We start from the raw sequence: 12,777 nt of genomic DNA, 5'->3' as shown, positions 1-12,777 counted from the left end.
CTCGCACTTTCATTGCAAAGTATGTTGCTGCAGAAACTGCTCGGGCAACCAGCCTTCACGCTTGAGCAGCCGGTTGAAATCACTGCGCTGCAGGCGCACATTCAACTGCTGGCGTCCGTCGTCGCCTACCTGCTCGCTCAGCACTGCCCCCACAGCATAGAACTGGGCACGCAGTCTCGCCTCGGCATGCTCAAGCACAATCTGTGCGTGCACCACCTCATCACCCACCCGCTCGGCGATTGCCTGCTGCAGCAGCTCCAGCCCAAGCCCTTTCTGCGCTGAGATCCAGACGCGTACCGCGACACCGTCCTCGTTACGCTGAATCTGCGGCTCGAAGTCATCCAGCAGGTCGATCTTGTTGTAGACCTCCAGCATTGGCAACTCGAGAGCACCGATCTCCCCCAACACCGCCAGCACCTGCTCCATGTTGGACTCGCGCTCCTCGTCCGCCGCATCAATCACATGCAGCAGCAGATCGGCCTGGCTTGACTCTTCAAGTGTCGCGCGGAAAGCCTCAACCAGCTTGTGCGGCAAATGGCGGATAAAACCCACCGTATCGGCGAGAATGACCGGCCCGACGTCGTCGAGCTCAATGCGTCGAAGTGTCGGATCCAGGGTAGCGAACAGCTGATCAGCCGCATAGACGGTAGCGGTAGTGAGGGCGTTGAACAGCGTTGACTTGCCGGCGTTGGTATAGCCCACCAGTGATACCACCGGAATCTCTGCACGCTGACGAGCTCGACGGGCCTGATCGCGCTGGCTGCGCACCTTCTCCAGGCGCTTGTTGATCTGCTTGATCCGCACACGCAGCAGGCGGCGGTCGGTTTCAAGCTGGGTTTCCCCCGGCCCGCGCAGACCAATACCGCCTTTCTGGCGCTCAAGGTGGGTCCAGCCGCGAACCAGGCGGGTACTCAGGTGATCAAGCTGGGCCAGCTCCACCTGCAGCTTACCCTCGTGGGTCCGGGCACGCTGAGCAAAGATATCGAGAATCAGGCCGGTACGGTCAAGCACACGACACTCAAGCTCACGCTCGAGGTTGCGCTCCTGACTCGGTGTCAGTGTGTGATTGAAGATCACCACTTCACCTTCACTGGCCTTGACCAGCGCCCGCAATTCCTGGACCTTGCCAGGTCCGATCAGGAATCGCGGCGTGGGCTTGTGACGCGTGATGGTAAGGAAGCCTGCATTTTCAGCCCCGGCCGAACGCACCAGCTCGATGAATTCATGCGGATCTTCACGACGCTGTTCATCAACGCCCTCAAGGTGAACGAGGATGGCACGTTCACCCCCTTCATGACGCTCAAAAAACAATCAGGCCTCCTGCATCATCAGGGATTGCCAACCTCAGCGTCGTCAGCACCGGGCTGGGTCGGCAGACGTACCGGACGACCCGGAACGACGGTAGAAATGGCGTGTTTGTAAACCATCTGACTGACAGTATTCTTCAGCAGAATGACAAACTGGTCGAAAGATTCGATCTGACCCTGCAGCTTGATGCCGTTAACCAGATAAATGGATACCGGAACACGTTCCTTGCGCAGAACGTTCAGGTAAGGGTCTTGTAGAGAATGCCCTTTTGACATTGCCTCACTCCTTTCATGGAAACCGTATAATTTTTACGCATCATAACAATGCAATTTGGCCGGCCTGTCCATTATCCAAAAGACGAGCAGGCATGTACTGCGAACAGACAGGGAACTGGCAGAAACGTCATGCCTATATTGCGACGGTATCCAGCACTTTCAAGGCCCGCTCAAACCTTTTCGGATCGAGACTGTCGAGCCACTCGATTGACGTATGCCAACCGCGCAACCAGGTAAACTGCCGCTTGGCCAATTGACGCGTCGCAATAATGCCGCGTTCACGCATCTGCTCGTAATCAAGCCGCCCTTCCAGATAATCCCAGACCTGCCGATAGCCAACCGCACGGATTGAGGGCATACCGACATCCAGATCCCCTCTCGCATGCAACGCTTCGACCTCGGAAAGCAGCCCTTGTTGCAACATCAGCGAAAAACGTTCGGCAATGCGTTGATGCAGCACCGAACGCTCCTGCGGTGCGACCGCCAGATAGCGCACAGTATAAGGTAAAACACCGCTCTCCGGCGCCTGCCCTGAGGCTTTTTCTGCATGCTGGCGACGGTGCCATTGACTCAGTGTAATACCACTGCTGAGAAATACCTCATACGCCCGCTGAATCCGCTGCGGATCGTTCGGATGAATGCGTGCTCCAGCTTCGGGATCGACCTCGGCCAGCGCAGCGTGCACCATCTCCCAGCCACCCTCCAGCGCCATTCGTTCGATCCTGGCCCGTATCACCGGATCGGCCGAAGGCATTGTGGCCAGGCCGTCGGTCAATGCCTTGAAATACAGCATGGTCCCGCCCACCAGCAGCGGCACCTTGCCCCGCGCCGTAATATCGCGCATCAACGCCAGCGCATCATCTCGAAAGCGCGCGGCAGAATAGGCCTCGGCCGGATCGAGAATATCGATCAGATGGTGCGGATAACGCTGTAGCGTCTCAGCATCAGGCTTGGCCGCACCGATATCCATCCCACGGTAGACCAGCACCGAGTCAACGCTGACCAGCTCGCACGGAAACCGGTCGTAAAGATGCATGGCAAGTTCGGTCTTGCCCGAGGCGGTTGGCCCCATCAGACAAATGACCGGCGGACGCTCGGCCGATGCGTCGCTGTCTGGCAGGCTCATACTCAGCGCCCCCGCAGGAACAGCTTGTCCAGCTCAGCCATGCTGAGCTGCGTCCAGGTCGGGCGTCCGTGGTTGCACTGCCCGCTGCGCTCGGTCTGCTCCATATCCCGCAGCAAGCCGTTCATTTCCGCCAGTGTAAGACGCCGGTTGGCGCGCACGGCACCATGGCAGGCCATGGTCGCCAGCAGCTCGTTGAGATGCGCCTGAATACGATCACTGGTGCCGTATTCCAGCAAATCACTCAGCACATCACGAACCAGCTGCTCGGCATCCGCCTGCCGAAGCAGAGCTGGCACCTCGCGGATGGCCAGCGATTCGGGCCCCATTCGCTGCAACGACATGCCCAGCCGCGCAAACCAGTCCGCATGTTCATCCGCGCAATCAGCTTCCCGCTGACTCACAGCCAGAGTTTCCGGCACCAGCAGCGGCTGACTGCGCAGCCCCTCCTGATCCATCGCCAGCTTCAGTCGCTCGTAGGTAATGCGTTCGTGGGCAGCATGCATATCCACGACAACCAGACCGGCCGCATTTTCGGAAAGGATGTACACCCCATGAAGTTGTGCAACCGCATAACCCAGCGGCGGAATGGCTTCGTCCTTGCCGCTATCGGGCACGCCAGCGTCAGCCGCTGGCGCCCCGTACAGACCGGCGTAGGCTGCGCCGGTAACGGCCGGCGGCCTTGACTGCACCTGCTGACCGGGCAACGGCATGGTTCCAGCGTCCCAGCGGGCGGGCGGTTCGTTCAGCGCCATTCGCTGCTGCCCTGAGAATACGCCAGCATCAATGCCACTGGCGGCAGGCTGCGCCTGCACCGGATTCAACGCCGGAGCACCGCCTCCCTCGCCATCCTCCCCTGCCGCCTGATCGCCGGGACGCTGATCAGCCAACGCCCGGTACAGGGTGCTGAACAGAAAATCATGCACCATCCGGCCGTCCCGGAAGCGAACCTCATGCTTGGTCGGATGCACATTTACATCGACCACAGCAGGGTCCAGCTCCATAAACAGCACAAAGGTTGGATGCCGCCCGTTGAACAGCACATCGCGGTAGGCTTGGCGTACCGCGTGCACCACCAGCTTGTCGCGAATCATTCTGCCATTAACAAAGAAATACTGCAGATCAGCCTGGCTGCGCGAGAACGTCGGCAAGCCCACCCATCCCCACAGCCGCAAGCCGCTGCGCTCATGATCGATGAAGCGCGACTGTTCAACGAACGCAGGACCACACACCGTGGCCACGCGGCGACGCGCCTCCTGTTCGGTACGTGCCGGCGGCAAGCTGAACACCGGACGGCCGTTATGCCGCAGATTGAAACCCACATCGAAACGCGACAACGCCAGTCGTTTGACCACCTCTTCCAGGTGAGCAAACTCGGTCTTTTCGGTACGCAGAAACTTGCGCCGGGCCGGCGTATTGAAAAACAGGTCTCGCACTTCGACGGTCGTACCCTGCGGGTGCGCGGCAGGTCGGATGTTCGGGGCCATGTCACGCCCCTCGGTTTCGACCTGCCAGGCCTGATCGCCGCCTTCGGGACAGGACGTCAGCGTCAGACGCGATACCGAGCTGACCGATGCCAGCGCCTCACCCCGAAAACCAAGCGTGGCGACTCTTTCCAGATCGTCCAGATCACGAATCTTGCTGGTTGCATGGCGAGACAGCGCCAGCGGTAAATCATCCTGCTCGATCCCGGAGCCATCATCACGCACACGAAGCAGCTTGACGCCAGCTTGTTCAACATCGATGTCGATGCGCTTTGCACCGGCATCCAGGCTGTTTTCAAGCAACTCCTTGATAACCGATGCCGGACGCTCAACGACCTCACCAGCCGCGATCTGGTTGGCCAGACGCGGGCTCAACAATTGAATTCGGGACATATCAGCGTTCGTTTTGGACCAGCATGCTGCTGGCAGGCACATTCAGCACCTGACCAACCCGGATCTGGTCGGTAGAAAGATCATTGGCCGCGCGCAGGCTTGCCAGCGAGACCTGATAGATGTTCGCGATCATCGACAGGCTGTCGCCACGGCGGACGGTATGCTGCCTTGGCCCTTGAGCCAGCTGCCCGCCCGCCTTCAGCGCGGCGATACGCGTACCCGGTGGAGGATTGCGATGGAAATAGCCTCTAACGCCGGTATAAATGGCCCGAGCCATGGCCTGCTGATGGCTGCGGGTAACCAGCTTGCGCGCCTCGCCGGGATTGGAGATAAAGCCCGTCTCCACCAGAATCGACGGAATATCCGGCGACTTGAGCACCATGAACCCGGCCTGCTCCACCCGAGGCTTGTGCAAACGATTGACCTGGCCAACCGAGGACAGCACCTGTTGCCCCACATCCAGGCTGGCAGACAGGGTCGCCGTCATCGACAGATCCAGCAGGACGCTGGCAAGCACCTGATCCTTGTTGTCGAGACTGACGCCACCCACGCCACCGATCAAGTCGGAGCGGTTCTCCCGGTCCGCCAGCAGACGCGCCGTTTCCGACGTCGCGCCCCGGTCAGACAAGGCAAATACGGAGGCGCCATTGGCACCGGCGCGAGTGAAGGCATCCGCGTGAATCGAAACGAACAGGTCAGCGTTATGCTGGCGAGCGATCTCCGTGCGTCGACGCAGCGGAATAAAGTAGTCTCCGGTACGCACCAGTTCCCCGCGGAACCCTGGTTCTGCATCAATCAGGCGCTTGAGATCGCGTGCAATAGCAAGCACGACCTCTTTCTCACGAGCCCCACCGTGCCCGATAGCTCCGGGATCTTCCCCCCCATGACCGGCATCAATTGCAATCACGATATCGCGATTGCCCGCTTCGGCCGCAGAGCGGGTCGGTGTCTGCGGCAGGGGGGATGCCGATGGCGCCGCCGGTTGCGGCAGGGAAGCAGACGGGCGACCGTTATCAAAGAGGTCAACAACCAGACGATCACCGTACTGCTGGTTGGGCGGCAGCACAAAACTCTTGGGATTGACTTGCTCGGACAGATCCAGCACCACACGCAGGCCGTCGCCATCCCGGGGTGCAGCGCGCAAGCCACGAAGCGGCGTATTCTCCAGCGCCAGCGCGCTGGTATCAGCCATCAGACGGGCATTACTGATATCGATGACAATCCGCTCGGGATTGGACAGGGTAAACAGGGTATGTTCAGCCGGTCCACTGAGATCAAATACCAGACGCGTATTATCGGGCGCGCGCCACAGGCGAACGCTCTTGATATCGGCAGCCTGGACAAACCCTGACAGCAGGCCAAGGAGCAACAGCACCCCACCCGCACCGAACAGGAAGCCTTTCCTTGCGTTCATGCGCACCACGCTAGCCTTCACTCCGCATCTGTTGAATCCGTCGACACGTCAGTTCACCGTGGGTGGTTTGCCCCGCCAGAGTCAGACGACGCCCCTCGCCCTCGGCGCCAATGGTAATCGTCAGGTCAGCTGTTGGCAAAACTCCCTGCCCCTTCGCAGGCCACTCGATCAGACACAGGTTGTTACCGTCAAAGTAGTCACGAACACCAAGGAACTCCAGCTCCTCCGGATTGGCCAGGCGATAAAGGTCGAAGTGATAGACGTTCACCTCACCCAGCTCGTAGGGTTCGACCAGCGTGTAGGTAGGACTCTTGACCGGCCCTTGCTGGCCCAGTGCCCGGATGATGCCGCGACTCAGCGTGGTCTTGCCCATCCCGAGGTCACCCTCCAGATAGACGATCCCCCGCCCTTCCAGCGCCCTGGCAATATCACCACCAAGCGACGTCATGGCGTCTTCCCCCACCGCATGCAGCTCCAGCTTCATTCAACGCCCCGCCGATTCAAAACCCTGCGCATGGCAGGCATCATTTCGCCAGCACGCATGCCGACTTCCCCCAACTCCCCCGCCAACAGATCGCCGGCCAGGGCATGAATCAGTACAGCATACCGTGCCGCCTGCCCCGCGGGAACGTGCTGCGCCAGCAGTGCACCCAACAAGCCGGACAGCACGTCACCCATGCCGCCTGCCGCCATCCCCGGATTACCCGCGGCACAGACCGCCGGCAACATTTCAAGGCGGGCGGGACTGCCGACCAGCGAACCGACTCCCTTTAGAACCGCATGACAGCCCAGAGGTTCGATCAACCGTTGCAGCGCGCCCAGACGGTCGTCCTGCACCTCGGCCGTTGAACACCCCAGTAGCCGGGCAGCCTCCGCCGGATGGGGGGTAATAACGGTATCGGCGCCAAGCTCAGGCATAATGGACTGGCAGGCCAGCAGGTTTAGCGCATCAGCATCCAGCACCTGCGGCAACGCTGAATCCAGGCACGCCGACATCATCTGTTCAGCCCAGGGACTGCGCCCGAGCCCCGGACCCAGCACCAGTGCATCGGCCGTTGCCAGCAAGGGCGCCAACGCCTCGGCATCAGCAACCGCGCGCACCATTACCTCAGGGCAGCGCACCAGCAAGGGCGCCACGTGCTCGGCAGAGGTCGCTACGCTGACCTTGCCGGCGCCGCTGCACAACGCGGCTTCTGCCGCCAGCATGATGGCCCCGCCCATTCCGGGCCCACCACCAACCAGCAGCAGGTGGCCGAAACGCCCCTTGTGGGCAGATTTCATGCGCGCAGGGAGACAGCGCTGCCAACGCGACAATTGCAGCAGCTCCAACGCGGCCGGCACCGTATCCGGCAGCGGATCAGCCAATGCCGCATACACCAGCTCGCCGCACAGGTCGGGCCCCTGTGAGGTCAGCAGACCGAGCTTTAAGGCAATAAAGGTAACCGTGACATCGGCGTTCACTGCCACACCCAGCGCAACGCCCCGATCGGCGTCGAGTCCGCTGGGTACATCCACAGACAATACCGGGCAGCGGGCGTCGTTAATCGCTGCGATGGCCTCGGCAAAGGGCGCGCGCACGCTGCCGGTCAGCCCGGTGCCCAGCAGCGCGTCAACCAGTACACCGTCCAGTGTCGCGCCGGAAGACCAGTCAGCTATCGGCACGCCGGCGTCCCGCGCCTGCTGCCAGGCAAGTGCAGCATCGCCAACCAACCGCTCCGGTGCCGACACAGCCCACACCTGCACCCGCCATCCCGCCAGCAACGCCAGACGGGCAACCAGATAACCATCACCAGCGTTATTGCCGGAGCCACACAACACCGTTAAACAGCCAACATCAGGCCAACGCCCCAGCACCGCCTGCCATGCTGCCATCGCAGCACGCTGCATAAGGTCGATTCCGGGAATGCCCGAGGCAATCAGAGCGGCATCAAGCTGGCGCGTCTGTTGTCGCGAATGCACCCAGACTGGCATCGGGTCGGACATTGATAGGCTCCTGCAGGGGTTGTCTGGCACAATTATACGAGATTCCAGACAGCCAGCCCTAACACCCTCATGCCCGAAGATCCAGACTACCAGGCACTCGCCAACCAGATTCGCGTCTTCGCACAGGATCTGGGGTTCCAGCAGCTGGGCATCAGCGCGCCTGATATTGGCGAGCACGAACAGTGGCTGCAACGCTGGCTTGATGCCGGATATCAGGGCGAGATGGACTGGATGGCCAGCCACGGCAGCAAACGCACGCGGCCGCCGGAGCTGGTGCCCGGCACGCAACGGGTCATCTCCGTGCGCATGGACTATCTGCCTGCTGACGCAGCCATGGCCAGGCGCCTGGCCAGTCCTGACACTGCCTACATTTCACGCTATGCACTGGGCCGCGACTACCACAAACTGATCCGGCGTCGCCTTCAGCAACTGGCCGACCGCATTCAGGAACTGATAGGCCCGTTTGGCTACCGGGCATTCGTCGACAGCGCCCCGGTGATGGAGCGCGCGCTGGCCAGTCGTTCAGGGCTCGGCTGGATCGGCAAGAACACCATGCTGATAAACCGCAAGGCCGGCAGCTACTTTTTCCTGGGCGAGCTGTATACCGATCTGCCGCTGCCGACTGACTCGCCCCAGCAAACCGAACACTGCGGCAAATGTACGGCCTGCCTGGAGCGCTGCCCGACCGATGCCTTCGTCGGCCCGCACGTGCTGGATGCCCGGCGCTGCATTTCGTATCTGACCATTGAACTCAAGGGCGCGATCCCTGAAAACCTGCGGAGAGCCATGGGCAATCGGGTATTTGGCTGCGACGACTGCCAGTTGGTGTGCCCATGGAACCGGTTTGCCAAGCCAACCGGGGAGCCCGACTTCAGCCCGCGCCACCAGCTCGATCAGGCGGACCTGGTCGAGCTGTTCAGTTGGGACGAGGCGACATTTCTGCAACGTACAGAGGGGTCGCCGATACGCCGTATCGGCTATGAACGCTGGCTGCGCAATCTGGCCGTAGGGCTGGGCAACGCCACTACCAGCATCCCGGTCGTCGAAGCCCTCAAACGACGGCGCGCGGATACCTCAGAGCTGGTTCGCGAGCATGTTCGCTGGGCGCTTGAGCAGCACGGCGCAAGCTGACAATCAAAACTTGATGAAGTGCTCGCGGTAGTGCTTCAGCTCGGCGATCGAATCACGAATGTCGTCCAGCGCCAGGTGACTGCTCTGCTTCTTGAAGCCGTTCTTCACCTCTGGCGCCCAGCGCGCCGCCAACTCTTTCAGGGTCGAGACATCCAGGTTGCGGTAGTGGAAGTACTTCTCCAGCTCTGGCATACCTCGATAGAGAAAGCGCCGGTCCTGGCAAATGCTGTTGCCGCACATCGGAGACTTGCTCGCCGGAACCCAGGCAGACAGAAAGTCGATTGTCTGCTGCTCCGCATCAGCCGGACTGATAGTGCTTTCACGCACCCGGCGGGTCAGCCCGGATTGACCATGCTGTCGGGTATTCCATTCATCCATACCATCGAGCAGTGCATCGGGCTGTTTGATCGCCAGCGACGGCCCTTCGGCCAGCACATTCAACTGCGGGTCAGTGACAATGGTCGCAATCTCGATGATGACGTCGTTGTCCGGATCAAGGCCGGTCATTTCAAGATCGATCCAGATCAGGTTGTCAGGGTGTTGCATGGGAGCTCCTGGCTAGGCGTAAAGGCGCGCTAAACGCGCAATGGCTGCAGTATAACTGCAGCGTGCTAAACTGCCGCCGATTATTCAGACGCAGAGCCCATGGCCAAACGAAATCTTACCCGCCGCCAGAACTGGCGCATCCAGAAAATCCAGGACGAGCGCGCTGCTCGCGCCGAACGTCGCGCCGAACGTGCGGAGGAAAGCCTGGTCGGTGGCGACCTTGGCCCCGAGCAGTCCGGCCTGGTGATTGCGCATTTTGGCGTTCAGGTTGACGTCGAAGCCACCAGCGGCGAGCTGGCCGGCCAGATTCGGCGCTGCTACCGACGCGCCAACCTGCCAGCGCTGGTCACTGGCGACCGTATTATCTGGCGGCCAGACAACCAGCAAGGCGGGGTTATCGTCGCACAGCAGGAGCGCCAGACCGAACTCTGCCGCCCAGATCAACGCGGCCAGCTGAAGCCGGTTGCCGCCAATGTCGACCGCCTGATTATCGTCTTCGCTCCCCTGCCGACGCCCTACACCAACCTGATCGACCGCTATCTGGTTGCCGCCGAGCAGGCCGGCATCGAGCCGCTGCTGGTAATGAACAAGTCGGATCTGCTGAAAACCCGCCCCGATCCCGAGCTGCTGCAATGGCTGGATGACTACAGTCAGCTGGGATATCGCACCCTGTTGCTGTCCGCCGACGAGGGGGATGGCCTGGACACGCTGCGCGCCGAGCTGAAAGACCACACCAGTGTCTTTGTCGGGCAATCGGGGGTCGGCAAGTCATCCCTGATCAACGCGCTGCTGCCGGGCCAGGATCTGCGCGTCGGTGCCCTTTCCGAAAGCACCGGTAAAGGCACTCATACCACCACAACAGCCCGGCTATTTCATTTCCCGGCGGGCGGCGACCTGATCGACTCGCCCGGTATTCGCGAATTCGGCCTGACGCATATTTCGCACGACGAGCTGCTGGAAGGCTTTATCGAGTTCCGCCCGTTTCTGGGCCACTGCCGCTTCCGCGACTGTCAGCATCTGCACGAACCTGGTTGCGCCCTGCTTCAGGCGGTTGAGGCCGGAGAGATATCGCCCATTCGCATGAGCAGCTATCGCCACATCCTCTCGACCCTTACCGGCTGAGCCACCTCACTGCTGCAGGCGCCTGATCGGCTCGGCGTTTTCGAACAGGTTGAGACGCCGTTCGCGAGCAGGCTCGGTTGAAGCCGGTTGTTCAACCGGCGCAGACTCTTGCGGCTCCTCAGGCTCAACCGGGAGTTCGACAGCCGGCTCTGCGGGCTCAGGCTCGGACTGCTCAGACTCAGGCACAACCGGCTCGTCCGGCGCCTGCGCCCCGGCCGCCTCGACACCCTCAAGCATCTGCTCCTCGGCATGCCGGTTAAGCACCACGATATCAATACGCCGATTGGTCGGACTCAGAGGATCATCACGGTCAAACAGCGCCGAATCCGCATAACCGACTACTCGTGCGACTTGCTGCTCCGGATAGCCCGCCGCGAGAAGGGTGCGGCGTGCCGCATTGGCGCGCTCGCTGGACAGCTCCCAGTTGCCGTAACCACGGCGACCGACAAAGGGCTGCGCATCCGTATGCCCACTGATACTGATCTTCTTGTTCACTTTGGCAATGGTATCGCTGAGCGAGAGCAGAATGTCCTCAAAATACGGCTGTAACTGGGCGCTGCCGCTGGAGAACATGGGCCGATTCTCGGCATCAACGATCTGTATGCGCAGACCATCCTGGGTAATCTCGATCAGAATCTGATCCTTGAAGCGCTGCAACACAGGTTCATTGTCGATCTGATTCTGCAACTCCTGCAGCAGCGCCTCCATATCCTGGCGCTCGACCTGATCGGCCAACTGCCGGGCAGAATCTTCGTCAATCAGTTGCTGATCCTCGGGATCTTCGGTCTTGTTAAGGGTCCGCTCCGGCGCCACCGCAGGGGAGCCGCCAAGATCAATGGCAAAAGGACTGCCGCCCTCGCTGAAGCCGACAGGATCGTTGAAGTAACCGGAAATATTGCGCAACTGCTCCGGAGTCGCGACGGTCACCAGCCACATGACAAGGAAAAACGCCATCATCGCTACGGCAAAGTCGGCGAAGGCGATCTTCCATGACCCGCCATGATGACCGGCTTCCTTGCGGGTCACCCGCTTGACGATAATGGGTTGATTGTTATCCACCGCTTAGCGTCCCTTCACCGAATCTTCCAGCTCAGTGAAACTGGGTCGATGCTCCGGCAGCAGCGACTTGCGCCCGAACTCGACAGCCAGGGCCGGCGGCAGGCCCTGGGCACTGGCAACCAGCGTCATTTTGATCGCCTCGTAGGTGTTGGCCTCTTCGTGGGCCGTATGCCCCATGGCCGTGGCGAAGGGGCCAACAAAACCATAGGCAGCCAGAATACCAAGGAAGGTACCCACCAGCGCGGTGGCCACTTTCTCGCCGATCTCGGCCTTGTCTGCATCCCCAAGGATGCTCATGGTGATAACGATACCGAGGACAGCAGCAACGATACCGAACCCGGGCAGGGCATCAGCCACACGGGTGACCGCATGCGACGGCTCCTGCAGTTCTTCAGAAATCGCGGAAATCTCCACATCAAACAGCGCTTCCAGCTCATGCGGGGCCATATTGCCGGTGGACATAATGCGCAGGTAGTCGCAGATGAACTCGGTCATCATCCGATCTTTGAGAACGGCTGGATACTTGCTGAAGATCGGGCTCTCCCCCGGCTCCTCGATATCCTGCTCAATGGCCATCATGCCCTCGCGCCGGCTCTTGTTCAGCACCTCGTAGAGCAGACCCAGCACATCCAAGTAAAACGGCTTGGAAAAGCGGTGCCCGAAAATGATGGCCGGCGCCGCGCCAAGGCACTTTTTCACCACCTCAATGCTGTTGGCTACCAGAAAGGCCCCCAATGCGGCGCCACCGATGATGAGGATTTCAAAGGGATGCCAGAGTGCGGCGATATGCCCGCCGGACAGCAGGAACCCCCCCAGCACACTGACGATGACGACAACGAAACCACCAATTTTCAACATATATTCGAGGTATCCAGAACAAGCCGGTGCGCATAACCGCGCAGAGCAGCAAACTGCTGCCATTCGAGTTATAGTCGTGCA

The 12,777-nt window shown here is 60.8% G+C and carries 12 protein-coding genes; 2 read left to right on the top strand and 10 right to left on the bottom strand.

Annotation, left to right across the window (positions count from 1 at the left end; translation table 11 throughout):
• Window positions 1-9 precede the first annotated feature (9 nt).
• The 7 genes from hflX to B7O88_RS01555 form a co-directional block, all read right to left on the bottom strand.
• Window positions 10-1,311, bottom strand: a complete 1,302-nt coding sequence (gene hflX, locus B7O88_RS01585; RefSeq protein WP_088273442.1) for a ribosome rescue GTPase HflX — start codon at window positions 1,309-1,311, stop codon at window positions 10-12.
• Between the two features lie 17 nt (window positions 1,312-1,328).
• Window positions 1,329-1,583 (bottom strand): RNA chaperone Hfq, encoded by a 255-nt coding sequence (gene hfq / locus B7O88_RS01580; protein WP_088273441.1) that lies wholly within the window; start codon window positions 1,581-1,583, stop codon window positions 1,329-1,331.
• Between the two features lie 133 nt (window positions 1,584-1,716).
• Entirely contained in the window at window positions 1,717-2,709 is a 993-nt protein-coding gene (miaA, locus tag B7O88_RS01575) for a tRNA (adenosine(37)-N6)-dimethylallyltransferase MiaA (RefSeq protein WP_088273440.1), read from the bottom strand.
• Window positions 2,710-2,711: 2 nt separating this feature from the next.
• Window positions 2,712-4,583 (bottom strand): DNA mismatch repair endonuclease MutL, encoded by a 1,872-nt coding sequence (mutL, locus tag B7O88_RS01570; protein WP_088273439.1) that lies wholly within the window; start codon window positions 4,581-4,583, stop codon window positions 2,712-2,714.
• A 1-nt stretch (window position 4,584) separates the two neighbouring features.
• Window positions 4,585-5,997, bottom strand: a complete 1,413-nt coding sequence (locus tag B7O88_RS01565; protein ID WP_088273908.1) for an N-acetylmuramoyl-L-alanine amidase — start codon at window positions 5,995-5,997, stop codon at window positions 4,585-4,587.
• Between the two features lie 10 nt (window positions 5,998-6,007).
• Complete coding sequence (tsaE, locus tag B7O88_RS01560) at window positions 6,008-6,481, bottom strand: tRNA (adenosine(37)-N6)-threonylcarbamoyltransferase complex ATPase subunit type 1 TsaE (RefSeq protein WP_088273438.1); 474 nt, start codon at window positions 6,479-6,481, stop codon at window positions 6,008-6,010.
• Window positions 6,478-7,980, bottom strand: coding sequence for an NAD(P)H-hydrate dehydratase (locus tag B7O88_RS01555; RefSeq protein WP_088273437.1), 1,503 nt, complete (start codon window positions 7,978-7,980; stop codon window positions 6,478-6,480). Before B7O88_RS01555 ends, tsaE begins: the two co-directional genes overlap by 4 nt.
• Before the next feature lie 69 nt (window positions 7,981-8,049).
• Between B7O88_RS01555 and queG the strand changes: the two genes are divergently transcribed.
• Complete coding sequence (queG, locus tag B7O88_RS01550; protein WP_088273436.1) at window positions 8,050-9,111, top strand: tRNA epoxyqueuosine(34) reductase QueG; 1,062 nt, start codon at window positions 8,050-8,052, stop codon at window positions 9,109-9,111.
• 3 nt (window positions 9,112-9,114) lie between these two features.
• Here queG and orn read toward each other — a convergent pair whose 3' ends face one another.
• Window positions 9,115-9,657, bottom strand: a complete 543-nt coding sequence (gene orn, locus B7O88_RS01545) for an oligoribonuclease (protein WP_088273435.1) — start codon at window positions 9,655-9,657, stop codon at window positions 9,115-9,117.
• A 99-nt stretch (window positions 9,658-9,756) separates the two neighbouring features.
• Between orn and rsgA the strand changes: the two genes are divergently transcribed.
• Entirely contained in the window at window positions 9,757-10,779 is a 1,023-nt protein-coding gene (gene rsgA / locus B7O88_RS01540; protein ID WP_088273434.1) for a small ribosomal subunit biogenesis GTPase RsgA, read from the top strand.
• Window positions 10,780-10,785: 6 nt separating this feature from the next.
• On the opposite strand, the gene motB is transcribed toward rsgA, so the two are convergent.
• Together motB and motA are read right to left on the bottom strand one after the other, a co-directional pair.
• Complete coding sequence (gene motB / locus B7O88_RS01535; RefSeq protein WP_088273433.1) at window positions 10,786-11,838, bottom strand: flagellar motor protein MotB; 1,053 nt, start codon at window positions 11,836-11,838, stop codon at window positions 10,786-10,788.
• 3 nt (window positions 11,839-11,841) lie between these two features.
• Window positions 11,842-12,696, bottom strand: a complete 855-nt coding sequence (gene motA, locus B7O88_RS01530) for a flagellar motor stator protein MotA (protein WP_088273432.1) — start codon at window positions 12,694-12,696, stop codon at window positions 11,842-11,844.
• Window positions 12,697-12,777: the final 81 nt, after the last annotated feature.

Origin of the sequence: Halopseudomonas aestusnigri (assembly GCF_002197985.1) — a bacterium.
Lineage (GTDB): Bacteria > Pseudomonadota > Gammaproteobacteria > Pseudomonadales > Pseudomonadaceae > Halopseudomonas > Halopseudomonas aestusnigri.
The sequence above is the reverse complement of the archived record's forward strand: the minus strand, read 5'-3'. Positions and strand labels throughout refer to the sequence as shown.

Coding starts and splice junctions, on each gene's coding strand:
- miaA (WP_088273440.1), bottom strand. CDS start 2,709: ATGAGCCTGCCAGACAGCGACGCATCGGCCGAGCGTCCGCCGGTCATT.
- queG (WP_088273436.1), top strand. CDS start 8,050: ATGCCCGAAGATCCAGACTACCAGGCACTCGCCAACCAGATTCGCGTC.
- hfq (WP_088273441.1), bottom strand. CDS start 1,583: ATGTCAAAAGGGCATTCTCTACAAGACCCTTACCTGAACGTTCTGCGC.
- B7O88_RS01555 (WP_088273437.1), bottom strand. CDS start 7,980: ATGTCCGACCCGATGCCAGTCTGGGTGCATTCGCGACAACAGACGCGC.
- orn (WP_088273435.1), bottom strand. CDS start 9,657: ATGCAACACCCTGACAACCTGATCTGGATCGATCTTGAAATGACCGGC.
- tsaE (WP_088273438.1), bottom strand. CDS start 6,481: ATGAAGCTGGAGCTGCATGCGGTGGGGGAAGACGCCATGACGTCGCTT.
- B7O88_RS01565 (WP_088273908.1), bottom strand. CDS start 5,997: ATGAACGCAAGGAAAGGCTTCCTGTTCGGTGCGGGTGGGGTGCTGTTG.
- rsgA (WP_088273434.1), top strand. CDS start 9,757: ATGGCCAAACGAAATCTTACCCGCCGCCAGAACTGGCGCATCCAGAAA.
- motA (WP_088273432.1), bottom strand. CDS start 12,696: ATGTTGAAAATTGGTGGTTTCGTTGTCGTCATCGTCAGTGTGCTGGGG.
- mutL (WP_088273439.1), bottom strand. CDS start 4,583: ATGTCCCGAATTCAATTGTTGAGCCCGCGTCTGGCCAACCAGATCGCG.